Annotated in this window: 24 protein-coding genes and 1 pseudogene; 14 read left to right on the top strand and 11 right to left on the bottom strand. The window is 56.5% G+C overall.

Annotation, left to right across the window (positions count from 1 at the left end; translation table 11 throughout):
- Positions 1 to 3 precede the first annotated feature (3 nt).
- On the top strand, positions 4 to 2,007 hold the full coding sequence (locus tag ACZ1HN_RS14450) for a S8 family serine peptidase (protein WP_472728007.1): 2,004 nt from the start codon (positions 4 to 6) through the stop codon (positions 2,005 to 2,007).
- Between the two features lie 178 nt (positions 2,008 to 2,185).
- On the opposite strand, the gene ACZ1HN_RS14445 is transcribed toward ACZ1HN_RS14450, so the two are convergent.
- The 6 genes from ACZ1HN_RS14445 to ACZ1HN_RS14420 all read right to left on the bottom strand — a co-directional run bounded on the left by ACZ1HN_RS14445 (position 2,186) and on the right by ACZ1HN_RS14420 (position 5,035).
- A protein-coding gene (locus tag ACZ1HN_RS14445; protein WP_472726858.1) for an IS5 family transposase occupies positions 2,186 to 2,943 on the bottom strand; the annotation gives its coding sequence in 2 pieces (ribosomal slippage) (positions 2,186 to 2,619 and positions 2,619 to 2,943; 759 coding nt in all).
- A 28-nt stretch (positions 2,944 to 2,971) separates the two neighbouring features.
- A complete protein-coding gene (locus ACZ1HN_RS14440; protein ID WP_472728006.1) occupies positions 2,972 to 3,265 on the bottom strand; it encodes a ferredoxin reductase domain-containing protein in 294 nt (97 codons plus the stop codon).
- 811 nt (positions 3,266 to 4,076) lie between these two features.
- The gene (locus tag ACZ1HN_RS14435) at positions 4,077 to 4,274 is read right to left on the bottom strand and encodes a hypothetical protein (protein ID WP_472728005.1); all 198 of its coding nucleotides are present in this window, start codon (positions 4,272 to 4,274) and stop codon (positions 4,077 to 4,079) included.
- 142 nt (positions 4,275 to 4,416) lie between these two features.
- Positions 4,417 to 4,641 (bottom strand): hypothetical protein, encoded by a 225-nt coding sequence (locus tag ACZ1HN_RS14430; protein ID WP_472728004.1) that lies wholly within the window; start codon positions 4,639 to 4,641, stop codon positions 4,417 to 4,419.
- Positions 4,638 to 4,811: a hypothetical protein gene (locus ACZ1HN_RS14425; protein WP_472728003.1), complete on the bottom strand. Its 174-nt coding sequence runs from the start codon at positions 4,809 to 4,811 to the stop codon at positions 4,638 to 4,640. Before ACZ1HN_RS14425 ends, ACZ1HN_RS14430 begins: the two co-directional genes overlap by 4 nt.
- Complete coding sequence (locus ACZ1HN_RS14420; RefSeq protein ID WP_472728002.1) at positions 4,808 to 5,035, bottom strand: hypothetical protein; 228 nt, start codon at positions 5,033 to 5,035, stop codon at positions 4,808 to 4,810. Before ACZ1HN_RS14420 ends, ACZ1HN_RS14425 begins: the two co-directional genes overlap by 4 nt.
- Positions 5,036 to 5,639: 604 nt before the next feature.
- Between ACZ1HN_RS14420 and ACZ1HN_RS14415 the strand changes: the two genes are divergently transcribed.
- A complete protein-coding gene (locus ACZ1HN_RS14415) occupies positions 5,640 to 6,431 on the top strand; it encodes an inositol monophosphatase family protein (RefSeq protein ID WP_472728001.1) in 792 nt (263 codons plus the stop codon).
- 570 nt (positions 6,432 to 7,001) lie between these two features.
- Here ACZ1HN_RS14415 and ACZ1HN_RS14410 read toward each other — a convergent pair.
- From ACZ1HN_RS14410 to ACZ1HN_RS14390, 5 genes and pseudogenes are all read right to left on the bottom strand, one after another.
- A complete protein-coding gene (locus ACZ1HN_RS14410; RefSeq protein WP_472728000.1) occupies positions 7,002 to 8,063 on the bottom strand; it encodes an ABC transporter ATP-binding protein in 1,062 nt (353 codons plus the stop codon).
- A 12-nt stretch (positions 8,064 to 8,075) separates the two neighbouring features.
- Positions 8,076 to 10,290: pseudogene (locus ACZ1HN_RS14405) on the bottom strand (ABC transporter permease).
- Positions 10,291 to 11,316: an ABC transporter substrate-binding protein gene (locus tag ACZ1HN_RS14400; protein ID WP_299196867.1), complete on the bottom strand. Its 1,026-nt coding sequence runs from the start codon at positions 11,314 to 11,316 to the stop codon at positions 10,291 to 10,293.
- A gap of 57 nt (positions 11,317 to 11,373) precedes the next feature.
- Entirely contained in the window at positions 11,374 to 11,841 is a 468-nt protein-coding gene (locus ACZ1HN_RS14395) for an NUDIX hydrolase (protein WP_472727999.1), read from the bottom strand.
- Entirely contained in the window at positions 11,838 to 13,499 is a 1,662-nt protein-coding gene (locus ACZ1HN_RS14390; RefSeq protein ID WP_472727998.1) for a Na/Pi cotransporter family protein, read from the bottom strand. The genes ACZ1HN_RS14395 and ACZ1HN_RS14390 overlap by 4 nt, the downstream gene beginning before the upstream one ends.
- Positions 13,500 to 13,667: 168 nt before the next feature.
- On the opposite strand from ACZ1HN_RS14390, the gene ACZ1HN_RS14385 reads away from it, so the two are divergent.
- The 12 genes from ACZ1HN_RS14385 to ACZ1HN_RS14330 all read left to right on the top strand — a co-directional run bounded on the left by ACZ1HN_RS14385 (position 13,668) and on the right by ACZ1HN_RS14330 (position 25,829).
- The gene (locus tag ACZ1HN_RS14385; RefSeq protein ID WP_472727997.1) at positions 13,668 to 14,504 is read left to right on the top strand and encodes a DeoR/GlpR family DNA-binding transcription regulator; all 837 of its coding nucleotides are present in this window, start codon (positions 13,668 to 13,670) and stop codon (positions 14,502 to 14,504) included.
- A 10-nt stretch (positions 14,505 to 14,514) separates the two neighbouring features.
- Complete coding sequence (gene phnD, locus ACZ1HN_RS14380; protein ID WP_299699989.1) at positions 14,515 to 15,489, top strand: phosphate/phosphite/phosphonate ABC transporter substrate-binding protein; 975 nt, start codon at positions 14,515 to 14,517, stop codon at positions 15,487 to 15,489.
- Between the two features lie 59 nt (positions 15,490 to 15,548).
- On the top strand, positions 15,549 to 16,340 hold the full coding sequence (phnC, locus tag ACZ1HN_RS14375) for a phosphonate ABC transporter ATP-binding protein (protein ID WP_472727996.1): 792 nt from the start codon (positions 15,549 to 15,551) through the stop codon (positions 16,338 to 16,340).
- The gene (gene phnE / locus ACZ1HN_RS14370; protein ID WP_299699992.1) at positions 16,337 to 17,152 is read left to right on the top strand and encodes a phosphonate ABC transporter, permease protein PhnE; all 816 of its coding nucleotides are present in this window, start codon (positions 16,337 to 16,339) and stop codon (positions 17,150 to 17,152) included. The genes phnC and phnE (ACZ1HN_RS14370) overlap by 4 nt, the downstream gene beginning before the upstream one ends.
- On the top strand, positions 17,152 to 17,967 hold the full coding sequence (gene phnE, locus ACZ1HN_RS14365; protein ID WP_299196832.1) for a phosphonate ABC transporter, permease protein PhnE: 816 nt from the start codon (positions 17,152 to 17,154) through the stop codon (positions 17,965 to 17,967). Before phnE (ACZ1HN_RS14370) ends, phnE (ACZ1HN_RS14365) begins: the two co-directional genes overlap by 1 nt.
- Positions 17,964 to 18,869 carry an HAD-IIA family hydrolase gene (locus tag ACZ1HN_RS14360; RefSeq protein ID WP_472727995.1) on the top strand — a complete coding sequence of 302 codons (906 nt, stop codon included), beginning with the start codon at positions 17,964 to 17,966 and terminating at the stop codon, positions 18,867 to 18,869. Before phnE (ACZ1HN_RS14365) ends, ACZ1HN_RS14360 begins: the two co-directional genes overlap by 4 nt.
- Positions 18,866 to 19,519, top strand: coding sequence for an HAD-IA family hydrolase (locus ACZ1HN_RS14355; RefSeq protein WP_472727994.1), 654 nt, complete (start codon positions 18,866 to 18,868; stop codon positions 19,517 to 19,519). The genes ACZ1HN_RS14360 and ACZ1HN_RS14355 overlap by 4 nt, the downstream gene beginning before the upstream one ends.
- Positions 19,520 to 20,037: 518 nt before the next feature.
- Positions 20,038 to 21,255, top strand: a complete 1,218-nt coding sequence (locus ACZ1HN_RS14350) for a hypothetical protein (RefSeq protein WP_472727993.1) — start codon at positions 20,038 to 20,040, stop codon at positions 21,253 to 21,255.
- Positions 21,242 to 21,622, top strand: a complete 381-nt coding sequence (locus ACZ1HN_RS14345; protein ID WP_472727992.1) for an integrase core domain-containing protein — start codon at positions 21,242 to 21,244, stop codon at positions 21,620 to 21,622. The genes ACZ1HN_RS14350 and ACZ1HN_RS14345 overlap by 14 nt, the downstream gene beginning before the upstream one ends.
- 462 nt (positions 21,623 to 22,084) lie before the next feature.
- A complete protein-coding gene (locus ACZ1HN_RS14340) occupies positions 22,085 to 23,191 on the top strand; it encodes an ABC transporter ATP-binding protein (RefSeq protein ID WP_472727991.1) in 1,107 nt (368 codons plus the stop codon).
- Positions 23,188 to 24,291, top strand: coding sequence for an ABC transporter ATP-binding protein (locus ACZ1HN_RS14335; RefSeq protein ID WP_472727990.1), 1,104 nt, complete (start codon positions 23,188 to 23,190; stop codon positions 24,289 to 24,291). The genes ACZ1HN_RS14340 and ACZ1HN_RS14335 overlap by 4 nt, the downstream gene beginning before the upstream one ends.
- A 17-nt stretch (positions 24,292 to 24,308) precedes the next feature.
- Entirely contained in the window at positions 24,309 to 25,829 is a 1,521-nt protein-coding gene (locus ACZ1HN_RS14330) for an ABC transporter substrate-binding protein (protein WP_472727989.1), read from the top strand.
- Positions 25,830 to 25,875: the final 46 nt, after the last annotated feature.

Genomic DNA, 25,875 nt, shown 5'->3' with positions numbered 1-25,875 from the left:
GCCATGGCCTATTCCTGGACATCTTCATCAAAGGGCGAACAAATACCCATCGATGCGCTCACCTTTACCAGGCTGTCTAAGTCCTTGGATATCCTGGACTCTGATTGGCTTTCAGCGATGGTAGAGCTAGAAGACATCAGCATCGCTGAATTCGAGGCGCGCTTGGCGGTTGACTATCCCCGCGATCTGCTTGTGCCGTCCGCGTATGATGAAGCTGATCGTAACAGACGCCCAGACAGGCAGTTCGTAAGCCTTTTTGCGCGTCGAAACGTGATCGAAGCGTTAAACGACACCCAAAACGAGTACAGTGTTGCCAATGTGCATTTGGGGCTGCTCACGCCAGAAGAATGGCTCTCATTCGATGCAGATGCGCCAGATCTGTCACCAATCGAAGTGCCCAAGGGCAGTGTTGTAACCGCGATGATCGATGACGGAATTGGCATCGCCCACGAACTGTTTCGCGCTGAGCCTGAAGAAACGCGTGTCGAATTTTGCACGGTTCTTCCCGCTCCGCCAAACCCTGAACGCGGTGACGCCTCGCAGGGCAGGGTGCTCGACGCCGATGAAATTGACAAATATCTCCGTGAGTTCACCCGGTCAGGCCTTCTGGACGAAGATCAGTTCTATAGCCGCACGGCTCAAATCGACTACAGACAAGGCAAATTCTCACCCATATCGCTGCGACGCTCACACGGCACGCATGTGATGGGCCTATCCACGGGCTTCGCTCCCGAACTTGATGACGGCACGCGCCCAATCATTTGTGCTGTACTGCCACCCCGCGTGGTCGAGGACACCTCAGGTATCAGTCTGTTGCCGGCACTTTCACTGGCCCTCCATCTGCTGGGAAAACAGGCCTCTCGCTTTCAGCATAACGGTGAGCCCGTGCCGATGGTCACCAACTTTTCGTATGGCAACTTCTCGGGTCCTCACGATGGGACCAGTGAGGTGTCTCGCTTGTTCGAGCAGTTTCTTTCGAGCGATCCTGAGCAAACACGTTGGATGACACTGCCAGCGGGCAACGGTAACCTGGCACGCGCACACGCCGAGCTGCAATTTGACGGCAAGAATACGGACGGGATCACACTTGATCTTCGGGTTTTGCCGGACGACCGGACTGCAAGTCACGTTGAACTCTGGATGCCATTTTCCGACAGTGATCCACCGCCAGACTACGTTTCAGTCACCGTGACGCCGCCTTTTGGTCCCGAAAGCCTGACGGTCAAAGCTCAGCCAGGACAGCACCAAACACTTCTTGACGAGCTGGGTCGGGTGGTGGCGACGCTTCTCTACACTTTTGAGCCGGCGCCAACGGCGCGGGGGCTCATCACCTTGGCTATTGAGCCGACCGCCAGTCTTGATCCGGGCCGTGCATTGGCACCATCAGGACGATGGAATATCTGTGCCAAACCCAATGACATCGCCCCCGATCAGAAGGTGCAGGTCTGGGTCAGACGCGATGAAACACTCCCAGGATACCGACCCGGCGGCCGCCAGTCCTATTTTGACAATGGCGATTATGTGCGCTTTGGCCCATTTGGCGCTCCTTTGCCTGTTGATCCTCCGGACACGCCAAGCCCGATCAGACGTGCGGGAACGCTCAGTGGGTTTGCCTGTGGGCCTTCTCCGATCGTGGTTGCCGCCTATACAAAGCGAAACGAGATTATCTCATACTACTCTGCAGCGGGGCCACTAACCCATACGCCAATGACACCCGAACCTTCGCGAAATGGACCTGATGTCGCTGCGGAAGGTGATGAATCCCTGGTGCTGTGGGGTGTGGTTTCAGCGGGATCGCGCAGCGGATCTTATGTGCGCCTCAATGGTACCAGCGTATCGGCACCAAGGGTTGCGCGCAAAGCGTCGGACGCGATCACTGATTGGAACGGAACTGCACGTGAGTGGGTCGCACTTGCAGCCAAGGAAGATCCTTTCGATCTGCCTCCGGGCACAGAACCGGAAAGAATGGGCCACGGCGGCATCACTATCCCAATCGAATGGTCTTGAAACGAACGCGCGGCCCTAGGCCGCGCAGGTTTCCTAGATGTAGTAGGAAACTGGACAAAGGCGGCTTATTCTTCGTTTGCACACTTGATTGAGCTGGGTGCTGCATTGCTGACCTCATTGTCCTTTAATGGTGAACAATCAGGTCGACCCGCGGGGCGTCACATTCTAGGGTCAGGATTCATAACCAATAGATTACGGTCGCTGCGAGAGCGATTGCGGACAGGAAGACCTTGGGGCACCTGTCGTAGCGTGTCGCCACCCGCCGCCAGTCCTTGAGCCTGCCGAACATGATCTCAATCCGGTTACGCCGTTTGTATCGGCGTTTGTCGTACTTCACGGTAGTCTTGCGTTGCTTTCGACCCGGGATGCAGGCGCGTATGCCTTTGTCTTTTAACGCATCTCGGAACCAGTCGGCGTCATAGCCGCGATCACCGAGCAGCCAGTCCACATTTGGTACGCTGTTCAGTAGCGCTCGCGCGCCGATGTAGTCACTGACTTGACCAGCGGTGACAAAAAGGCTGAGCGGCCGCCCTTGGCTGTCACAGATAGCATGCAGTTTGGTGTTCATGCCGCCCTTGGTTCGACCAATCAGGCGGCCACGCCCCCCTTTTTCGCGGCCATGCTGGTCGCGGTACGGTGTGCTTTCAGATAGGTCGCATCAATCATCACGGTCTTTTCCTCGCCGTGTTCGGCAGCCAGGCCGACCATCATCTGGGCGAAGATACCTTTCTCGCTCCAACGTTTCCACCGGCTGTAGAGCGTCTTGTGCGGCCCGGAGGCCTCAGGCGCATCTCGCCATCGTAACCCATTGCGGTTGATGAAGATAATCCCGCTCAACACCCTTTTGTCATCGACCCGTGGCCTGCCGTGCGACTTCGGGAAGAAAGGGGAAAGCTTGGTCATCTGCTCGTCGCTCAGCCAGAAAAGGTCGCTCATGTCACCGCTCCGTTTTCCAAGCCGTGAATCATGCAGCGCACTGAAAATCAATGCATCCTGACCCTAGTGCATCGGCCCACGCCAAAAACGGTGTGATCCCGATGCCACCTTCGACCCTAATCTCGGCGGTTGGTCCAGAGCGCCGAAATCGGCCAAACGGGCGTTGGATAGCAACCTCTCGGCCAAGCAAAGTGACGGTTTTGAGGTATGACGTAAAATCTCCGAGGTCTTTGACCGTTACGCGAAGCAACCCGTCGCTGCCGATCTTCGAGAAGCTAAATGGATGCGGCTCTTCTGTGCCAGCGCCTGTAAATCGCAGCACTCCGAATTGTCCGGGCATGGCCCTCAAAGACTCTCCAACTGGCGACATAGTAACTGCCGGTGCTTTGAATATTTGTGATTTGGTATCCAAAACCCGGGCGCATTTTATCGGGAAACAGCATCCATATGTATGCTGCCAGTCCCGCCATGGAGAAAAGGCCAGTATACAGCCTCGCTGGATCGCCCATCGTGAACGGTTTCATGATGAAGAAGAAATGAAAAGCGCCAGCCGTGAACAGAGCTCCCGTGGCTTTGTGTGTCCATCTCCGAAGGTGATAGGGGGATGAAGGTTGCGAACTGAGATCACGACGAGGATCAACAGGCCATACAAGCTGATCTCACGCCAGGTCTCGGCAAGCTCATTGAGCGGGGTTTGGGCTCCAAACCAAGCGTGTCTGCATCAATGGTATCGTGAATTAGAAGCGCGAACATAGCGACGATACCCGCCCACTTATGCATAACACAGACCCGATCCAATTCACTGAAGAGCGTTTCAGTGCCCTTGAGCCGGGTGGACAGAGTTTGCCCGAAGCCATGAGAACCAAAGCTCCCAAGCCAAGGTACTGCGAGAAGAGCGCGACTTGGTTCGTCACATTCGGCAGCATGAAAAGTTGATGGGCGGGAAGCAGTGCGGTCGCCGCAACTAGGATCATCCCCATGGGGTTCATGGCTACTCCCTAAAGCGCAGCGTTTTGTGCGGCAGAGACCAAATCATCTGCCATAAGATAATCAAAAAAGACGCTTAATGGCTGCAAACGCCCTGCGACGTCGGCTTTTCGGTAAACGGATGCGCATTGTGCTTTGACTGTGCCTTACTTGGTTTCGCGGAGTTCTGCCATTTCTGCGATAGAGAAGCCCTTGATCGACAACATCGCGATTTCACGCTCGACGCTTGTCAGTGACCAAGCTTTGAAGCGCGCCTCCATCACTTCGCTGAACGCACCTGAGGCAATCTTAATCTGATCTTGGCGCGTCAGTGTTTGGCGCAATTCATTGCTGGTGAACGCCAAACCAAAGAAAAGTGCGATCGTAACCAAGGCCTCGAATACGTCGCTGTCCGCGAGACGGTTTGTGGACAGCGGGCCACAGCAAGTCCCAAGCGATGTCCATCAGAAAGTATGCGCAACAGATCGTTTGAAGCGCGAACACAAATCACAACACCGTGGCACGAGACAAATTCATTCGTTCATCCTGACCAAAGGTGCGCACCGGGAGATGTTTATCGTCGTCTTCTCCTTCGTCATCATTGTCGTCCGAGGCTTCTCCCTCGTCATCATCGTCGTGGTCGTCTTCATAGGCCGCGAGAACCAAGCCCGTCTCTGGTGAAATATCGAATTCGATGGATGGAGCACCGTTTGCGGCTTCAACTTCAATCACTCCATCCTCGTTTTTATCTCTGTGGCGATGTATCCGTGCGCTGCGAGCGCGGCTCGAAGTGCAGTTTCTGATGTGCCAAGCGCGTCACCGATGTTGATCTGCGACTGCGCCTGCGCTGCGGAGGGGATGAGAAGCGTTGCTAGAAGAGCCGACTTGCAGTGCTCAATCATGTTGTGTTCCCTTGCATTAAGTCTTCACCGCGCCGTTGCGGTTGCCTTGATATTGCTTCCATTGCAGGAAAAAATAATTGGACTTTCGGTGGATTTTGAGTAGCCTGGGCCGAAGGTTTGTCGCTGAAATGCAAAGAAACGTGGCCGTTCATGCCTGTTGGACCATCAGTCAAAATGAGCTTTTTGCACAGCTTCGCGGCGACTGGCATGAACTTTGTTTGCACGTGCACGAAGCCATAAAAATCGACCGGGGCGACAAAAATAAATGCTTTGCACCCTTGGTAAGCGGGTGGTCAAGCGAGGTTCAAACCGAGAAGTTTGCTCCAAAACACGCGGTCGGGGTCGAAGTAACTAGCTTTCGGTTCAAGACAGCGAGGTCAAAGCCCAAAATGCTCATTAGGTTGAGTCGGCCTGAACACTTTAATCCAGGAAAGCTGAATTAACTGCTTCCTGAAACGCCACCCGTGTTTGCTCTAGGTCGGTTTCGGCAATTTCGAGCGACGGACACAGCTTTCCCGGTGATTTAAAGAAACTGTAACCACGCAATGTGTCGTTGTATGCAACATTTTGATTGGGATCGTCATGTTGCGCCGAGCGATAATCCCAGCGGGTATTCCTATTGAAAACGATATCGAGCAGGGGTTCATCTCCGCAGATTTGGTGCGGAGTACCAACTTGTAAAGCACATAAACTTGGACGCTTCTTAACTGGAGAAGGGTAGCTACGGTGTTGTCTCGTCCTGCGATTGCCGTGCCGAAGATCTGTGCGTCGCAGCGAAAAGGGCATAAGTGTCTTCAAAGGCAAAAAATACTGGGAGGGACTGGAAAGTTGGACAGCGTATCAGAACGTTTGGAATTTGCGACGGAACTTTGCCACGCGGCTGGTGGCGTTGCACGCGACTATTTTGCAAATAGGGCTACACTTGTTGTCGATCAAAAGGGCACTCAGGATTGGGTGAGCGAGGCCGACAGGAACGTCGAAACCTATATCCGTAAACAAATCGAAACGGCCTGGCCCGATGACGGGATCGTGGGCGAGGAGTACACACCGAAAGCTGGGAGCAGCGGCTTTGACTGGGTGGTCGACCCGATCGATGGGACCACCAATTTCGTGAATGGCATTCCCACCTGGACCATCGTTCTTGCGGGTGTAAGGGATGGGCGCACAGAGTTGGGCGTCATCCACGATCCGATTGTTGGCGAAACATTTGCCGCACTTCGGGGCTTTGGGGCACAGCTGAATGACGCTCCGATGCGGGTTGCCAGCGGCACTCCCCTAAAAGCGGGCACCGTCGCGGTTGGATACTCGAACCGCGTGGAGGCGCGGCACGTGGTACCGATCGTGGCTGGCCTGATTGAGCGGGGGGCAATGTTCCATCGTAACGCAAGCGGTGCCTTGTCTCTTGCCTATGTCGCGGCTGGACGGCTGCTTGGATACGTTGAAGAACACATGAACGCCTGGGATTGCCTGGCCGGTCAACTCCTGGTGTCGGAGGCTGGCGGCGTGATCGAGGATCAGGATGCCGATGCGATGATCCGTGAGGGGGGACGAGTTATCGTTGGCACGCCAGATGTCTTTGAAACCTTGCTTGAGATGTCGGAGAATGCCTGGAGAGTATGACCGCCAACCGATGCTTTGCTAGCCAATGGCCGGCTGAAATGCGACAAGATCGGCGGTCCAGAGATGGCATTTCTCTGGCTGATCATGTGTTCGGTCGGTGAGACGCTTTGCCAGTGCGCACCACAGAGATGTCCCAACGGCACCATGAGTGGAAACCCCAAGGTCTGCCCTTGTGCGGTTGTCGATGATTTTGGTCACGGCTACGACGATGCGGGACCAGGCATCGTGGGCAGTTTCCCAACGTCGAAAATTGGTGACACGGAAGTCACAAAGAACGCATCTGCCGCAACTTCAAATTCGGCAGGTGGCAGAAAACCAGCGGAGCTGCGGTCGTTCTCACCAAGCTGTGGATGGATGTGCACCTCAATTCCACGGGCGCAGCCAAAATGGCTGCCGTGTCGCGTGTTTTTTGCTCAAAGCTGGACCAGATATGCGTGACATGACAAATTCTGCCAACATGGCGAAGGCGGCGGTCCGATTACGACCCGTTTCATTTGGCCCCCAGTCGGGGATGGGAATGCTCGGATCGACGGTAACCTTGGGATGCGAGACGAAGATGAGTTGCGGGGTTTATTCGGGGAGAAGAACGGGGCCCTTGGCGGCAAACCCCATGCAGACTTCGGCACCCGGCTCAAGCGGTGCCTCCACGTCGTCGTGGACAGCGAAGACCTGACCAAAGGCACCGGTGAGCGTGTATTCCATACGCACACCGACATAGGTGGATTTGGCCACCTTGGCAGATATCCCTGCATCAACACCGACGACAAGGCGTGAGGGACGCACCGCGATGGTCGCAGGCCCTCGGCCCAAACCGCGTGACGGCAATGCGTGTTGGTAGCCTTCGATCTCGATTGTGGCCGTATCACCGTCAACGGCGATAATTTCACAGGACAGCAAATTCGCCTCGCCGATGAAATCGGCGACAAAGCGATCGTTGGGCGCGTCATACAAATTGCGTGGCGTGCCCATCTGGGCGATGGCAGCGTTGCGCATGACGACGATCTCATCCGAGACGGCGAGTGCTTCCTCCTGATCATGTGTGACGTAGACAACTGTCAAACCAAGATCTAGCTGAATGGCGCGAATATCTTCGCGCACCTGCCTGCGCAGCTTGGCGTCTAGGTTGGAAAGCGGCTCATCAAAGAGAAGCACCTGAGGTTCCAACACCAACGCCCGCGCGACGGCGACTCGCTGCTGCTGGCCACCCGACAACTCGGATGGCAGACGGCTGTCAAACCCTTTAAGACCGACAAGATCGAGGCCATGCAATGCGCGGCTGCGCGCCTCATCCTTTGCAAACCCTGAAAAGGTCAGCCCATACATGACGTTTTCAAGCACTGACATATGCGGAAACAAGGCGTAGGACTGAAACACCATCGAAACATCGCGGTCAGTGGCGGGCAGGGTGGTCACATCGAGATCTCCGATCGTGATCTTGCCCGATGTCGCCATTTCGAGCCCCGCGATCATGCGCAACGTCGTCGTCTTGCCGCAGCCGGACGGGCCGAGCAGTGTCACCAGCTTGCCCGCCTCGACATGGAGGTCGATCGCATCAACGGCGACCACATCCTTGCCAAATTTCTTGGAGACCTGTTCGAACCGCACCGGTGCTGCCTTGGATTGAATGCTCATGAGCGTAGGTCCTTACACATTGGTGCGCGATTGGGTCATGCGCCGTCCGATCTGTGTCCGCCCAACAATGAACTGCATGCAGGCGACAACAGACAGCATCACGAAGATCAGCGTCGTGGAGTAGGCGATTGCAAGGCCGTAATCGTTATTTTCGACCCGGCCGATGATATAGCTGGTGGCCATGTCATATTCCGCTGAGACCAAGAAGATCACCGCCGAAATCGCGGTCATGGCGCGCACGAAACTATAGACCAAAGCAGCAAGGATGGCTGGGCGCAAGAGCGGCAAGATGATCCGGCGGAAGGTCTGCCAGGAATTGGCTCCGAGCGTGAGAGAGGATTCATCAAGCGATTTGTCCAGCTGGGACATGCTGGCGATGCCGGCCCTGACCCCCACCGGCATGTTTCGAAAGATGAAGCTGACCACAAGAATGACCCCGGTGCCGGTGATCTCGATCGGGGGCACGTTGAAGGCGAGGATGTAGCTGACGCCGATCACGGTGCCCGGAATGGCAAAGCTGAGCATCGTGCCGAACTCGAAGGTGTCCTTGCCTGCGAAACTCTGGCGGGTCAGCAGATAGGCGGTTACCAAACCCACCGCGGCGGTTAGAGGCGCTGCAAGCGCGGCAATGGTGATCGTCGTCCAGAAACTATCCCAGGCGGCCCCTGTCCAGCGGATACCCTCCGCCTCGATGCGGACGGAGAAGGCCGTGACATAGTGCTTGAAGGTCAGGGTGTTGTTGACGCCCCAAAGCTCCACCACGCTGCCATAGATGATCATGCCGTAAACGATGACCGTGAAGACAGCCCAGAACAGCGCAATCAGCAGAACCGGCACTGAAAGGCCTGCTGGCATCAGGGGATGCACACCTGCGTCGCCTTTGCCCGTCACTGTGGTGTAGCTCTTCTTCCCGAGCCAGGCGCGCTGTGCGTAGAAGGCCGATAGTGTGAAAAACAGCAAGACCATGGCCAGAACCGCCGCGCGGCCCTGATCATATTGCGCGCCCACAATGGCAAAGAAAATTTCGGTCGAGAGCACGTCAAAATTGCCGCCCAGAACCAGCGGGTTACCAAAATCGGCCATGCTTTCGATGAAACCCAGCAGGAAGGCATTTGCGAGACCTGGGCGCATCAGCGGCAGCGATACGGTTCGGAATGTCTGCCACCGGTTCGCGCGCAGCGTTTGCGCGGCTTCCTCCATGGAGGGTGACACCCCCTCGACCACGCCGATGAGTACCAGAAAGGCAATGGGCGTGAAGGCAAGTGTCTGGGCTATCAGCACCCCTGGCATGCCGTAAAGCCAGCGGGTGGGTTGGGTGCCGAAAAGGTCGGCGAAGAACACGGTGACCGAGCCAGACAGACCAAAGAGCAGGATCAGTGCCAGACCAATTACGAAGGGCGGAGTTATGATCGGCAGGACCGTTAGCGCTCGCAACGCGCGTTTGTAGCGGAAGCCCGAGCGGGTCACCACAAGCGCGAAGCAGAGGCCAAGAGCTGTGGTTATGAGGCCCACAAGGATGGCAAGAATTAGTGAATTCCACGCCGCCCCGCACCGCGCGCCCCAGAAACAGCCCAAGCTCCATAGCCGCTCGTCGAAGAATTTCGACGCAAAGACCGATGCGGAATATGCTCCATCTTCGGTCACGAATGCAGCGAAGAGCATCTTGGCAATTGGGAAAAATACGAAGACGGTGACGATGGTGATGATCCCGCCAATGGCACTGACGACAAAGACATCGCCGTTGATCGCACCCCGTGCAGCGATGCCTTGAGTTAACACAAACAGGAAGGCGGAGGCACATATCATGGCGCCGTAGCCCATGCCGAATTGGCGAGATCTTGAGGTCTCCGAACAGGGCCTCCTGCCATTCGAAATTGAACCCACGGATGCCGATTGAAAAACCCTGGAAAATCAACCAACCAAAGCCGAGCGTACCTGCAAGGATCAGTATCTTGGCGTAGAATGGGTCGGACTTCGGACGACTGAGAGCCAAGAGCGGCAAGGTTAGCGGGATCAGAAGCGGTGCAAGCCACAGCTTTTCGCCCTGTACGGTCAGGAACAGTCCGGGCGCGTAATCGGCGTCAAACGGGTAGCCGTCAAACAGCCATTCGAACGACCAGAGGCCGTCCTCTACCATATACCATGGCAGAAGGCAGAAGCCGACCCACCCAGCGATGATCCAGAAGATCAGAGCCGGATGGGTCGTTTTTGTTGTGGTGTCGCTCACTTACTGCGGCAGGACCGAGACCTCTTCGTCCCATTTCTGCAGCAGGCGTTTGCGCTCGTCCGACGATCCGTATTTCTTGAAGTCGTAGTCGATCAGCTTGATCGTCGACATATCCGGTGCGCTTTCAGAGGTTTCTGCGCCCTTGTTCGAGGGCACCTGGAAGGCGTTCACCTGTAGGGCAAGGTTCTGCGCGTCGGTGCTGAGAGCCCAGTCATAGAACTTCTTGGCTTCCTCCTCGTTCCGCGCACCGTCGATGATCGACATGGAGCCGATCTCATACCCGGTACCTTCGCAAGGCGCGACAACCTTGATCGGGAAACCCGACACAGCCTGTTTCACTGCGTCATGCATGAATACGATGCCAACAGTGTTTTCACCGCGGCCCGCGGCCTTGATCGGAGCAGAACCGGACTTGGTGTATTGGTTGATGTTGGCGTGCAAGCCCTTCATGAATTCGAACCCGTCATCCTCGCCAAAGATCTGCACCATAGAGGCCAGAGTGGTGTAGGCCGTGCCAGACGAGTTCGGGTTGGCCATCTGTACGTGCCCTTTGTATTCGGGCTGCAGAAGGTCTTTCCAGCAGGCGGGCTCCGGAAGATTATTCGCTGCGAGAAGGTCGGCATTATAGCCGTAGCCCAAAGCGCCCGAATAGATACCGATGGTCTTGTCGCCGGCACTTTCGGCTTGAGAAATCGCCCAGTCATGCAACTGGTCGCGCATGGGCGAGACATATTCCATGGTCAGGCCTTCTTCGGCCGCCTGGAGGTGTGGGTCGCCGGTGCCACCCCACCAGACATCTCCCTTTGGATTCGACGATTCCGCGCGGATCTGCGCAAAGGTCTCGCCCGACGACTTGCGCGTCATGTTGACGTCGATACCCGTGGCATCCTCAAAGCTCCGCGCCATGAGCTGGCACCAGTCTTCCTGTGCCGAGCAATAAAACGTCAGCTTGTCAGCCTGTGCGGCACCCATTGATGCGGCCAGCGTGATCAGCGAGCTTGCCGCTGTCAGTGTCAGTTTTTTCATTGTTGTCCTCCCATTGGATCAAGTCATCCGGTTTGCCCGGCTTTAATTAATCCCGGCTCATGCGGCCGGGCGTAGGTCTTCCAGTGCTGTCAGGATGTCCGGGGTCTGAGCCAGATCCTGTAGCATTGTCATCAATTCTTTTTCTTCGACCAGCTTTGCAGCCTCCTTGAGCGAAAACCAGTGTCTCTTGCGTTCCTCGCGTTCTTTCCAGCGACATTTCAACTTATCAACGATCATCGGATAGACCGTCACCCGGCAGAGAACGGACTGCCCTTTCGCAAGTTCTTTCATGTAGTGATAGTTGCCAATCGGCTGATCCGATACAAAGCCGACAGCGCCAGCTTCCTCTAGGGCTTCGATCTTGGCGGCCTGCCACGGCTTTTTGCCATCCATTGTCCAGCCCTTGGGCATGATCCAGCGCCCCCGGTCGCGGGAGGTGACCATCAGGACACGCAATCTGTTTTTCCTCTCCCATCGCAAAGGCAGGGCCGCGATCTCTTCGGCGTCATTACGCGTTGCGCTCATGCCAGACCTCCAACGCGCCTGCGGTGTGCCAACCGGCTGCCCAGAAGGTCGCCGGTTTCCTCGGCAATCGGATAGGCAACGTAGCTGAGAGCGGCGTTCACCTGTTTCAGCAGGCGCAACACGTCTTGATGGATGTTGGTTGTCTCGATGCTCGCCGTTTTGCCAAGTTGCAGGCGCTTCAAATGCCGTTCTTGCAACCTTAGTTCCTCGACACGGATACGATCCTTTTCAGCAACCAACTGCCGGGCCGCTTCAGCATCGCCGGTGGTAAGCACCTGAAGCGCAAGTTGACCGTTGGTGACAACTTGATCGTGGAAATGCTCAAGGTCTTGCAGGCCTTCATCCGAAAAAGACAGAGCGCTATCGTGCATATTTCGTGCCAATGCAGCCAGATTGACGGCGATACGATCGCCTGCTTCCTCAAGGCTGTTTGCCGTTGCGACGATTTCGAGTGTTTTTTTCTGCTCCGCCTCGGTGAGATCACGTTCTCGTAGGTGCGAGATGTAGATTTTGGTCCCGAAGTGCATCTGGTCAATCTTGTCTTCGCAAAGGTCGATTTGCCGCGCCATGTCTGGGTTCCAGCTTCGAAACTGTTTCATCACTGGGACAAGGATCGTTTGAACAGTTTCGGCCATGCTCAGCAATTCGCGTTGCGCACAGGCCAAGGCCAAAGGCGCGTGATCCAGCGTAGTGGTGTCTAGCGCACTGACCGTGTCCGCGGTGGTGTCGGATCGCGCAGGCACCAGAGCCTCGCCCAAGCGGATCAGCATACTGACGCAAGGAAGCGCGACCAAAAGCATGATAAAGTTCAGCAAAATATGACTCATAATAGCCAATTGGCCGGCGGGAACGAGCCCAATGAGTGGCTGGAACGCACCCAGAACCAGCGCTGCAAGAAACGCGAGCGTTACCCCACCTCGCGCAGCAAGATTGCCGATAGCCACAATGCGCGCAGGCCGTTCGGCACCTGACAGCAAGACAAGGGGGATGACCGCACCGCCCAAGTTTGCGCCGATCACCAGCGCCGCCGCAACGGCGGGAGATACAAGCCCAGTCGCAGCAAAGGAGGCAAAGGTCAAAACTGCGGCAAGGCTGGAATGCATCACCCATGCCAGTATAGCCGCTATTACAAAGGCACTAACCAGATCACCATGAAGATACGCAGCGATCGATTGCACGATCTCGCTTTCGCCGATTGGAGTTGTTGCCATACGGATCATCTGCAGTGACATCAGTACAAGCGCAAAGCCGATCAGAATGCGTCCAACTTGTTTGGTCTTGCGCTGACGTGCCCTAAAAAACGTTAGGATGCCGGCCAGCAAAGCGAATGGAACGGCAGCCTGCACGGGCAGGAACAACACCTGCGCCATAAGTGCGGAGCCCAGATCGGCCCCAAGGATCAGAGCCAGTGCGGCAGGGACTGCCAACATACCGGAGACGGCGAAACCAGCCCCGATCAAGGCAACGGCAGTAGCGCTTTGCACCACCATCGCGGACACAATGCCACCCGATGCAGCTGAGATAGGGCTGCCGGAGAGGGCGCGTAGCCACCGTTTTAACTCTGGCATGAAGGCCCGTTCAACACCAGTTCGGATCAGGTTTACGGACCAAAGCAGCAAGGCGACCGCCGCCGCGAGTTGGGCGGCCAAAAAAATCATGGGCGCTTTGTTTTTGGGATGTCCCGTAAGTGCTGCATTCGCATACTGAGTTCCGGGTTTTTGCCAATCTTTTCAAAAACGTTGCATTAATTTGTGGCCTAAGCAACAAATTAATTGCACCGGCGACGGAAAGGTCACATTTTGGAAGGGCAGGGGATTTGTTGCTATATGCCGGAACCAAAGGACAAGCGTAAGGAAAAGGCCCGGTTTAAAAAAACCGAGCGACGACGGCAAATCCTCCTCGAACTCAAGTTGCGCCCGCATGTGCGGATCAACGAACTTGCCGGACGCTTCAACGTTTCAACCGAGACTGTTCGCCGTGATTTAGGCGCGTTGTCTGATGATGGCCTCATCGCGCGAGCACATGGCGGCGCCTCCGCACCAGCTCAAGGGCACTATCCCGGCCTCGATGAACGCGCCAATGCGCGCATTGATGAGCGCGAGAACATAGGCCGGCGTGCAGCCGAACTGGTGCGGGACGGCGAAACGTTGATGATCGATGCCGGTTCGACCACTATCGAGATGGCGCGCGCATTGGCATATAGAGGAACGCCGTGCACGGTGATCACAAACTCCATTCCGGTAGCTATGACTCTTGGCCATGGCGCGGCACAGGTCCTGCTATGCCCGGGCGACTACTTGGCAGCGGAATCGGCTGTCATCGGAACTGAGACGTTGGAATTTCTAGGCCGGTTCAATGTGGATCGCTGCATGATCGGCTCGTCGGGGTTTTCCGAAGAAGGGCTGTCCGAGACGGTGCGGGGATTTGCGGCGGTCAAGCGCATGATGCTGCAGCGCGCAGCATCACGGCATCTTTTGATTGATTCCGAGAAATTTGGGCGCAAAGGATTGGCGCAAGTGGGTGACCTGTCAGAACTTCAGTCTATTGTGGTCAATACAAAACCAACCTGCGCGCTTCTCGGCGCCCTTGTCGCCGCGGGAGTGGAAATTGATGCCGCGGACGAAACACAAAAATCAAACGCGGCTGAAAGTGTCGCATCCTAGGGAGGACAATATGAAACTGGATATCAAACTACTGCTCGGCGCATCTGCCATTGCGCTCATGTCACTGGGCGGTACGGCATCTGCGCAGGACTGCCCACGTGGTGATCTGGACGCGCGCTTTTGTGACGCGGATGGCGACCTGATCGCAGACATCCCCACCGATGCGGCGGACCAACTGGATCCCGACACATTGATCTTTGCCTATACGCCGGTTGAAGATCCCGCGGTTTACAAAACGGCCTGGTCAGATTTCCTTGAACATCTTGAGGCGGAAACCGGCAAGGACGTCGTGTTCTTCCCTGTCCAGAATAACGCAGCTCAGATAGAGGCGATGCGTTCGGGCCGTCTGCACATTGCGGGTTTCAACACCGGCTCCAACCCGCTGGCTGTGAACTGTGCGGGCTTCCGTCCCTTCACCATCATGGCCTCCAAGGATGGCAATTTCGGCTATGAGATGGAGATCATCACCTATCCTGACTCCGGTATCGAGGCGGTCGAGGATATCAAGGGCAAGCAGCTTGCATTTACATCGCCCACCTCGAACTCAGGCTTCAAGGCCCCGTCAGCGATCCTGAAGGGTGATTTCGACATGTTGCCCGAGCGGGACTTCGAGCCCGTCTTCTCGGGCAAACACGACAACTCGATCCTCGGTGTGGCCAACAAGGACTACATGGCGGCTTCGATCGCGAACTCGGTAAAGTCCCGCATGATCAGCCGCGACGTGATCAGCGAAGACGACGTGGTCACAATCTACAAATCGCAAACCTTCCCCACCACGGGCTTTGGGACGGTCTACAACCTGAAGCCGGAATTGCAGGACAAGATCCGCAATGCTTTCTTCAACTTCGAGTGGGAAGGCACCACGCTGCAGGCCGAGTTCGAGAAATCGAACGAGGGCCAGTTCCTGGAAATGACCTATCAGGAATTCTGGGAAGTCATCCGCAAGATCGATACGGCCAACGGCGTTTCCTACGCCTGCGAGTGATCCATACTTGATATGGCGGGCCATACCGGCCCGCCAACCACCCTTATCTGGGGCAATTCATGCTGCGCCTTCAAAAGCTTACCAAAACATATAAAACGGGCGACCAGGCGTTGAAGGCGATTGATCTCGACGTCCCCAAAGGCCAGGTTCTGGCGTTGATCGGTCCCTCCGGGGCAGGCAAGTCCACGATGATCCGCTGCGTCAACCGCTTGGTAGAACCGTCAAGCGGTGCGGTCCTGCTAGAGGATGTGGACTTGACCAAACTCGGTGCGGGCGCACTGCGCAAGGCGCGCCGCGAGATGGGTATGATCTTTCAGGAATACGCCCTCGTTGAACGCCTGACAGTGATGGAAAACGTGTTGTCGGGTCGACTGGGTTATGTCGGGTTCTGGCGTAGCTTCCTTCGTCGTTATCCACAATCGGACGTCGACGAGGCGTTTCGCCTGCTGGACCGTGTTGGTCTGCTGAATATGGCGGACAAGCGCGCAGACGAGCTCTCTGGCGGTCAGCGCCAGCGTGTTGGTATCTGCCGGGCCCTCATTCAAAACCCGAAGCTTCTCCTGGTGGATGAACCCACCGCATCGCTCGATCCTAAGACCAGCCGCCAGATTATGCGCCTGATCACCGAGCTGTGCCGAGAACGTGGCCTTACTGCCATTATCAACATCCACGACGTGGCTCTTGCCCAGATGTTTGTACCCCGCGTCGTTGGCCTGCGCTTGGGCGAGATCGTTTATGACGGTGTCCCGAACGGGCTGACCCCCGACAAGCTGACTGAGATTTATGGCGAGGAAGACTGGGAAGCGACCATTGAGAAGGTCGAGGATGACGAGATCGAGGCGGCAGAATGAGCGACATAACCCTCGACCAGATGCTGGGACGAGGCTGGAAAAAGCCGCCATTCGTCAAACGCGCCTGGCTGCGCTGGACGCTGATCATCGGTTTTATTGCCTATCTGATTGCTGCTGTGTCGACGATCGAGGTCGACTGGGGCCGCGTCTACGACGGCCTCGACCGAGGCTGGCAATTCGTGCTCGCCTTCACCAGCCCGGATTTCACCTCGCGCTGGACTGACATCTGGGAGGGGCTGCTGGAGAGCATCGTCATGACGGTTGCAGCCTCGGTTGTTGGCATCCTGATTTCGATCCCCATCGGCCTTGGTGCGGCGCGCAACATCGCCCCTCTTCCGGTTTACGTGGTCTGCCGGGGTATCGTCGCCATCAGTCGTGCGCTTCAAGAAATTATCGTGGCCATCCTGCTGGTAGCGATCTTTGGCTTTGGCCCACTCGCGGGCTTTCTGACCTTGTCTTTTGCCACCATTGGTTTCCTTTCCAAGCTTTTGGCCGAAGACATCGAGGCCATGGACAAAGTGCAGGCGGAGGCCATAAAGGCCTCCGGCGCGCGCTGGACGCAGTGGATCAACTACGGGGTTCAGCCGCAGGTCATGCCGCGCCTTGTGGGTCTTTCGATGTACCGGATCGACATCAATTTCCGCGAAAGCGCGATCCTGGGTCTCGTGGGCGCGGGCGGCATCGGGGCCACGCTCAATACCGCCTTTGACCGCTACGAGTATGACACTGCAGCTGCCATTCTGATCATGATCATCGTGATTGTCATGGCGCTTGAATATCTGTCAGGCATCATCAGGGCGAGGGTTCAGTAATGCCGGTTCTGGAACGCGAGGATGCGCGGGTCTGGCGTCGGCGGACGACGGGCGAAAGCCTGATCCGTTGGTTTGGTTGGCTCTTGGGCGTGGCTGTCTTTGTCTATTGCTGGCAGATCATTTCTGCCTCGACGACTTGGTTTTTTGTCTGGGACGCCCCGCGCATCGCAAACGATATCTGGACACGTGCGACACCGCCGCGATGGGAATATATTACGCAGCTTGGCCGTCCAATCTGGGATACGCTGAACATCGCGACCCTCGGCACGATGATTGCGCTCTGCCTTGCCGTCCCAGTGGCCTTTCTGGCCGCGCGCAACACGACGCCTTCGGCGCTCATTATCCGGCCCATCGCGCTGCTGATCATTGTGTCCACACGCTCCATCAATTCGCTCATCTGGGCGCTCTTGCTGATCGCAATCATTGGCCCCGGCGTCTTTGCAGGTGTGATTGCAATTGCGATCCGCTCCATCGGGTTCTGTGCAAAGCTGCTCTACGAGGCGATTGAGGAAATCGATCACACCCAGGTCGAGGCGATTACAGCTACGGGTGCCAGCCGCTGGCAGGTCATGGCCTACGGGATCGTGCCCCAGATCCTGCCTGCGTTTGCCGGAATCGCCGTGTTCCGCTGGGACATCAACATCCGCGAATCCACCGTGCTGGGGCTGGTTGGGGCGGGCGGCATCGGTTTGCAGCTTTCGGCCTCGCTAAACGTGTTGGCCTGGCCGCAAGTCAGCCTGATCCTGATCGTCATTCTCGCCGCTGTTGTCATCAGCGAATGGGTGTCGGCCAAAGTCCGCGGAGCCATAATTTGACCGCGATCTCGGTAGAAGAGGCGTTTCATGCCTATGAGGCTGCCCGGCATCGGCTGCCACCAATTTCCACCGATAGCAGGACCTACAAAACGGTGGAGACACTTGCCGATGTCGCGGATGACTTCGACGTGTTCTTCCTCGACGCTTTTGGCGTGCTCAATATCGGTGAGACGGCCATTTCCGGCACGTCACAAAGGATCATGGACCTGAAGGCTGCGGGCAAACGTGTGCTTGTGGTCTCGAACGCCGCGAGGTCTCCCCATGCCACGCTAATTAAGAAATACACCCGCCTCGACTATGATTTCGCGCCGGAGGACGTCATCACCAGCCGCGCGACGCTGCTTGCCGAAATGAACGGGGAGCGTGGCATGCATTGGGGGCTGATGGCCACGCGCAGCATCGGGTTGCAAGACCTTGAAGGGCTCAGCCTCACCTACCTTGAGGAAAACCCCGCACTATACGACACGGTCGACGGGTTCTTGCTGATCGGCTCGGCGGCCTGGACCGACGCTCGGCAGGCCCTTCTCGAAGACGCGCTCGCAAAGCGCATGCGTCCGGTCCTGGTGGGCAACCCGGATATCGTGGCCCCGAGAGAGAAAGGGTTTTCCACCGAACCCGGCCATTTTGCTAACCGTCTGGCCGACCGAACCAAGGTCGTCCCGAAATTCTTCGGCAAGCCTTTTACCAACATCTTCGATTTGGCGTTCAAACGGATTGGACCCGTCGACCGAGCGCGCGCCCTGATGGTCGATGATAGCTTGCACACAGATATCCTCGGGGCGCAGACGGCAGGCATCGCCTTGGCCCTGATCTTCGACTACGGTTTCTTTGCCGGCCACGATGTCCCGCGCGCTATCGCGCGCTCCGGGATTGTGCCGGACTACGTGGTACGCCGGCCATGAGCGCCCGTATCGTCTTTGATCTCGACGGCACGTTGATCGACAGTGCACCAGATATTCGCGGTATCGCCAACGCGGCTTTGGCGCGTTTTGGTACGGATCCGATCTCGCTTGCGCAGACACATGACTTCATTGGCGAAGGGGTTACCGTCTTTGTCGAAAAGATGCGCGCCGCAGTTGGGTTGCCCGACAGCTTGCAGGATGAATTGCTGAGTGACGTGGTCGCGCGTTACGATGACGCCGTCGGCCTGACTGTCACCTATCCAGGTGTTCTGAAAGCTCTGACCAGCCTGTCTCGCGACTACCGCCTAGGGGTTTGCACCAACAAGCTCTATCGCCCCGCAATGGCTGTTCTGCAGCATCTGAGGTTGGTCGACTTTTTTGAGGCCGTGTCAGGAGGAGACAATCCACTGGGCCGCAAGCCTGATCCAGCGGCTCTTCTTGCTGTCTGCGAAGAGCTTGGCGATGGTCCTTTGATCTATGTTGGTGACAGCGAGATCGATGCAGAAACCGCCAGACGCGCTTCGATCCCATTTTTTCTGTTCAGTGAGGGATATAGAAAGCAGCCGATCTCCTTGATCCCACATGACGTCGCATTCGCGGCATTCAGTGACTTGCCCGATCTGCTTGTGTCCTATCTTGATGGCATGTGAGTTCTTTACTGTTCACAGTGTTCCCAGATCCAACACAGAAGTACGTGATTCATTGTTGAACCGCAGTAGTTGAATCTGATCAATCGGCTGAGGGCTTCATGCATCTCAGCAGAATAAACCCTCACGGCGCACAGGCATGAGCGCTTTCCAGAGAACCGCAAACCGTGATCGTGGCACATTAATTCGGCAACTTCACACCTGCGAAAACGACAAAACCGGGTCTCGATAGAAAGCACTATCGATCTCTTCGGTCGCGCAGAAAGTCCTATCACCGTTTCCTGACCGGCGCGCCATCCATTAAGTCTTCGGCAGTATTGGCTTCATCTGGCTCAAGAAAAGTAAAATTAGTTACTTAGTCTTTTGAATTTCTGAGACTCCCGATTCTGGTATTTTTGGTAGCGTCGATCCTAAAGCTTAGGAGCGTCTGCGTCCGATTTCTTTGCGGTGAAATGAACAAGTGCGCCTGCGCCCGTGTTGTCGGGACGGAACGCGCAATTTCAATGGCAAAGGATAGGTCGATGGCAACTTGGAGCATCATTAGTCACCCCGACATTTGGAAGGTCACTCAAAAGCACAAGAAAACGCAACTGCTGAATGCGCCGAAAATCTCTTTTGACTATACGGCGACGTTTCCCGACAAGGTCTTCAAAGAGATTAAGGCTGACCCGCTTCTGATCAAAAAGATACGAAATCCTTGTGAGCTCTTGTTCAACAAGATGATTGCTGAGATGTCGAAGATCACTCAGGAATACGACAAGGTTGTCGCGGCAAAGCGTCAGGCCATCACGGATAGAGGCGACATTCTGGCCGTCAAAACTCTGAAGGCTTTTCCTGCCGCTCTGGAAAAGCAGCTGAACACAGTGTCGAATGCTTATGTGTCCAAAATGGATGCGGCCTCAAAAAAGGGTTGGGACGATTACGTCAAGTTAAAGACCGCTTACAAGAAGTTCAGGATAAAGGTCAGGGTCGACTTCGCCCTGCGTGGTGTAGGCGTTGCCATCAATGCGATCAAAGTCGTCACAGCAGGGCCGGTTGGAATCGTCTTTGCTGTACAGGGTACGCTCAAGGATGCGGTCTCAACGGCCAATGAACTGTATCTCATCTTCCGAAAGCTGGAAAAGGTACAGGAGCGGATCGAAACCGGCGTGAACGCGCTGTCAGACAAGATGGCGGGCGGCAAGGGCAAGAAGGCAGATGTGCTGAAGTCATTCGCCGCGAGCATCACGGGCTATTGCGGCAAAACGGGCAAGCAAATGCAGAAAGAGCTTAGGTTCTACGAGGGCCGGATGGTCGAATATGAGCAGAAGGCGCACACGCTGAGCAAACGTTTGAACAAGCTGCTGGAGAAGGCGGAGTCGCTTGCAAAGAAGCTGCCGAAAGAGGTGGCCCAAGATGTGAACAAGATCAAGACCGAGGTCGGCACGCTGATCACGATGGTCAAAGATTGTGTCGCAAAACTGCCCAATTACAAGAGCTTTCATAAAGATACGAAAAAGACACTCGACGACCTGATGAACGACAAAGGCCTGAAGAATCTGGAAAAATGGATCAACGCATTCGAAACGGCTGTGGATGCGGCCAAGATCGCGACATGGGCGGCGAGCACCGATGCCTCAGGCTGGAAGAATGTCGACAAGACGCTCGTGACGACTAACGGCTACCTTGTCTCGCTTGGTAAGGCTGTAGAGCGCCACTACAAAGGCGTGTCGAAAACGGTGGCGAATGCCGTCGCTTGATATCCGAGTGCGCACCTTAGGTGCGCGCCTTGCTCCGACGGCCGCTCTTTACGCTGCCAAGCAGCGCTATGCATTGAGCACATGCGGCGATATTCATGCTGCGCGCGTAGCGAGAAACATCAATGCCGGAGATGGGTTCAGAGCTGACAACGTTCTCGAAGAGCTCTATCCGTTACTGCTGAAGCAAGGTTCGCCAGAGTACGTCCAATCAAACAACAGGCCTGAGTTCGCTGCTGGAACAATGCAGGGTTGGCTCCGGCGGGTTGGCATCAAGTCTATCCGCATCTATCCTGGACCACCCTGGGAGAATGGATGCAATGAGCGGTTCAATGGGACACTTCGCCGGGAAGTTCTGAATGCCAAATGATTCACCACAACCGAGCGGGCTTAGATCGTCATCCATCACAGAAAGTAACTCAATCACACCAGGCCCCGCATCAGGCGCTCAACATGAGCCCACCAGGCTTAGAAACGCTATTTGAAAAAGCCCAATTCTGTGGCCCGGAAACATGTGGATAGGCACGAACTGTACAGCACAGCTACGAACTGACGTATTCGTCTGGCGCTTATGCGTGATCATCTGGCGTCGGTTCGGTTCGCAAGGCTTGGCACTCTCGAATTGAGACACTCCAGGCGCAAGTGCGCAACATAGCGAACCATTTCGGTCGCAAACACGAGTACAGGCCTACTGCGGCCCCCCACTGCTGTGTTCAATCCAAGAGCAGAACGGCCTCCCGATCGTCTGCGGCGCCTTTTGCCTGATCCATATGCACTGAATGTTGCCCTTAGCGGCTCAACGGGCTGACCCAGCCGGTTTGGTATTGACAGTTTGACACGCTTAAGGCCCGATACCAATCTTAAATTGGTTCGTATTTTCATACGTTCTTTGTCACGGAACCAAGCAGTGTCACAAGTTAAGCAAGATTGTCAGACCGGATTACATGAGCCACCTAATGGTTGTGCCATGGAGTTGACCAGCTTGGCCTTGCGCTTCCGCGGACAATCAAATGACGTCGTGGATCACGTATCCCTAGAGGCCAAATCGGGTGAAGTGCTTTGCATTGTCGGCGAGTCTGGTTGCGGCAAGAGCGTCACTGCGATGGCTCTCATGGGGCTGCTTCCGCAAGACTCCTCGATAATTTCATCGGGAAATCTGAAGGTTGGAGAAGACATCTTCGATCTCACGCGCGGTACTTTGCCGCGCGCCATGCGTGGCAGTCGCATCGCGATGATTTTTCAGGAACCCATGACATCCCTAAACCCGGCCTTTCGCATCGGGGATCAGATATGCGAGGCGATCGTTCAACACAGTGGCGCCACGCGCCCGGAAGCGCGTGCCCGTGCGGAAGACATGCTGCAACGCGTCGGCATTGCCAACCCTTCTCAGCGGCTATTCGAGTATCCACACCAATTGTCCGGCGGTATGCGTCAACGGGTCATGATCGCGATGGCTCTGGCCAACGATCCTCAGGTTCTTATCGCGGATGAGCCGACAACTGCGCTTGATGTGACGATACAGGCGCAAATCCTCGACCTGATCAGGGACCTGCGCGATGCGACCAGGATGAGCACCATCATGATCACCCATGATCTTGGTGTTGTTGCAGAGATCGCCGATCGAATAGCGGTCATGTACGGCGGTCAGGTGGTTGAGCAAGGGCCCGTGAGAGAGGTTTTTGACAACCCGCAGCATCCCTACACGATTGGTCTCATGAGCGCGATGCCCGGGCTGCACCGTCCGGGCGAGCGATTGGCGATCGTTCCGGGCACGGTTCCGACGATCGCGAATATGCCCGAAGGGTGCCGTTTCCGAACCCGCTGCGCCTTCGCAGCGGTGACATGTGCGCAGCGACCCACGCTCTCGGAGATTGCCCCGCAGCACCACGTCGCATGCCACTTCGCGCCTCTTGAAGAACACATTGAGGTGAACCGGTGAACCGCGACGTCATCCTTGAGGCTATCGATGTCGTGAAGCATTTCGGAACGGGTTCTGGCTGGTTATCTCAAACGCCGGTTGTGCAGGCGGTCGACGGTGTCTCACTTGAAGTGCGGCGCGGAGAGACCTTCGCGATTGTGGGTGAGAGCGGTTGTGGAAAATCGACGCTCGCACGCCTGCTGATGCGGCTTTTGACACCAACCTCCGGCGATGTGCTGTTCGACGGACGACAGGTTAGTACGATTCAGGGCGAAGAGCTGAAGACGCTGCGCTGCGACATGCAGTTCATTTTTCAGGATCCCTTCTCCTCTCTGAATCCGCGGATGACGGTCGCCAAGCTTGTGGCGGAGCCTCTGGAAATTCATGCGCCCGCGCTGTCCGCACAGGACCGTCGCGCCAAGGTGGCCGAGCTGCTGCGCCAAGTTGGATTGCGCGCCGAACACGCAGATAGGTATCCTCACGAATTCAGTGGCGGCCAGCGTCAACGGATCGGCATCGCGCGCGCGCTGGCCTCAGGGCCGAAGCTCATCATCGGGGATGAGCCGGTTTCGGCGCTGGACGTTTCGGTGCAGGCGCAAGTGATCAATCTTTTGGGCGATCTGTCCCGCGACCTTGGGCTGACCCTTGTGATCATCGCACATGATTTGGGCGTGATCCGGCACATGAGCGATCGCGTCGCCGTTATGTATCTGGGCCGGATTGTCGAGATTGGCAAGACCGAGGATGTCTTTAAGGAGCCCAAACACCCCTACACGCAAGCTCTTTTGGCCGCAATTCCGTCGATGGACGGGCCAGTGACGGATCATAGTGCGACGGTTCACGGCGAAATGCCCAGCCCATCGGATCCGCCGCCGGGCTGCCGGTTCCACACGCGCTGCCCACACGCGCAGGCGCTTTGCAAAACGCAAACACCGCATCTGAGTGCCGCACAGGACGTATCCCATCAGGTAGCCTGCCATTTCGCAGACACGTTGCAACGGCGGCCCCGCCCATCAACAGCAACACAGAAATCCAAGACTGCCGAGGCACGTTTCGCGCTCTACCGCGCGGCGACAGAAGGCGGCGCCGTCACGCACAATGCAAAACAGGATCAGCCATGAACAGAGAGGATTTGAAGATGTCACAGATGAAAAAGGCCATTATCACTGCATTGGTTGGCGCAACCGCGCTCACTGCCAGCCCGGCGCTTGCCAAGGATCTGCGGATCGCGTTGCAATCGGACGCAGACGTGCTGGACCCCGACCAATCGCGCACATTTGTAGGGCGGATTGTCTACGCCTCGCTGTGCGACAAGCTGGTGGACATCACACCCGACCTCGAAATCATCCCGCAGTTGGCCACCTCCTGGAGCACGTCGGAGGATGGCACAGCAATCACAATGCAGCTGCGTGAAGGAGTTGTGTTCCATGATGGTACGCCGTTCAACGCCGAAGCGGTGGCCGCCAATATCGACCGGTCGCAGACAATGGACGAGTCGCGACGCAAATCCGAGCTGGCCTCGATCACCTCGACCGAAGTCACGAGTGACTATGAAATTGTGCTCAATCTCGCCGGACCCGACGCAACGCTTATGGCGCAATTGGCCGACCGCGCAGGCATGATGGTCTCACCTACCGCGTCGGCCGCTGCTGGGACGGATTTCGGGTTGAACCCTGTCTGCTCGGGCGCGTTTAGCTTCACGGAGCGTGTGGCGCAGGACAAGATCGTTCTGACCAAGTTCGCCGACTATTGGAACGCTGAGGCGATCCACTTTGACAGCATCACCTTCCTGCCGATCCCCGACACCACGGTGCGTCTTGCGAACCTGCAAGCGGGCGACATCGACATGCTGGAGCGCTTGAACGCGACGGACCTGACACAAGCCAACGACGATCCCGACATCATCGTCGATAGCGCGGTATCACTCGGTTACCAGGCGATCACCTTCAACATCAATAACGGGCCCCGCGGCGACAACCCATGGGGTAACGACAAGCGTCTGCGTCAGGCGCTAAGCTACGCGATTGACCGCGAGGCGCTGAACCAAGTGGTCTTCGAGGGTGCATTTGCACCTGGCAACCAACCGTTCCCATCGACTTCACCCTGGTACAATCAGTCCTTGCCGTTAGAAGCCCGCGATATCGAAAAAGCGAAGGCACTCCTGGCAGAAGCGGGCTTTGCCGATGGTCTGGAGCTGGAAGTTCAGGTGCCCAATTCCACCGAGCCGCTTGCAGTCATGCAGGTGGTTCAAGCCATGGCTGCTGAGGCCGGGATCGACATCAAGCTGACCTCCAAAGAGTTCGCGACGCTGCTGGCAGACCAGTCCGCTGGCGACTACACCGCAAGCCAGATCGGCTGGTCGGGTCGTGTTGATCCGGACGGGAACAACCACCCGTTCGTGACCACCAATGGCGGGATCAACGACTCCAAGTATTCTGACCCTAAGATGGACGAATTGATGGACGCCGCCCGCGTGGCTGGCAGCACCGAAGAGCGCAAAGCGCTCTACGATGAAGCCATGACCATTCTGCTCGATGATCTGAACCGGGTGTTTCTGTATCACGTCAACTGGATCTGGGCGTACAACAGCAACATGAAGGGTTTCACACCCTATCCTGACGGCATGATCCGCCTGGAGAACGTGACCTGGGAAGAGTGATCATGACCTGCCCGCGCTGCCCCTGCGGGTGGTGCGGGTTCTTTGC

This window comes from Tateyamaria sp. GN1-10 (genome assembly GCF_055693845.1).
This window is presented reverse-complemented; position numbering and strand designations above follow the sequence as displayed.

Coding starts and splice junctions, on each gene's coding strand:
- ACZ1HN_RS14400 (WP_299196867.1), bottom strand. CDS start 11,316: ATGAAAAAACTGACACTGACAGCGGCAAGCTCGCTGATCACGCTGGCC.
- ACZ1HN_RS14355 (WP_472727994.1), top strand. CDS start 18,866: ATGAGCGCCCGTATCGTCTTTGATCTCGACGGCACGTTGATCGACAGT.
- phnD (WP_299699989.1), top strand. CDS start 14,515: ATGAAACTGGATATCAAACTACTGCTCGGCGCATCTGCCATTGCGCTC.
- ACZ1HN_RS14425 (WP_472728003.1), bottom strand. CDS start 4,811: ATGATTGAGCACTGCAAGTCGGCTCTTCTAGCAACGCTTCTCATCCCC.
- ACZ1HN_RS14385 (WP_472727997.1), top strand. CDS start 13,668: ATGCCGGAACCAAAGGACAAGCGTAAGGAAAAGGCCCGGTTTAAAAAA.
- phnE (WP_299196832.1), top strand. CDS start 17,152: ATGCCGGTTCTGGAACGCGAGGATGCGCGGGTCTGGCGTCGGCGGACG.
- ACZ1HN_RS14410 (WP_472728000.1), bottom strand. CDS start 8,063: ATGAGCATTCAATCCAAGGCAGCACCGGTGCGGTTCGAACAGGTCTCC.
- ACZ1HN_RS14345 (WP_472727992.1), top strand. CDS start 21,242: ATGCCGTCGCTTGATATCCGAGTGCGCACCTTAGGTGCGCGCCTTGCT.
- phnE (WP_299699992.1), top strand. CDS start 16,337: ATGAGCGACATAACCCTCGACCAGATGCTGGGACGAGGCTGGAAAAAG.
- ACZ1HN_RS14330 (WP_472727989.1), top strand. CDS start 24,309: ATGTCACAGATGAAAAAGGCCATTATCACTGCATTGGTTGGCGCAACC.
- ACZ1HN_RS14450 (WP_472728007.1), top strand. CDS start 4: ATGGCCTATTCCTGGACATCTTCATCAAAGGGCGAACAAATACCCATC.
- phnC (WP_472727996.1), top strand. CDS start 15,549: ATGCTGCGCCTTCAAAAGCTTACCAAAACATATAAAACGGGCGACCAG.
- ACZ1HN_RS14395 (WP_472727999.1), bottom strand. CDS start 11,841: ATGAGCGCAACGCGTAATGACGCCGAAGAGATCGCGGCCCTGCCTTTG.
- ACZ1HN_RS14390 (WP_472727998.1), bottom strand. CDS start 13,499: ATGATTTTTTTGGCCGCCCAACTCGCGGCGGCGGTCGCCTTGCTGCTT.
- ACZ1HN_RS14350 (WP_472727993.1), top strand. CDS start 20,038: ATGGCAACTTGGAGCATCATTAGTCACCCCGACATTTGGAAGGTCACT.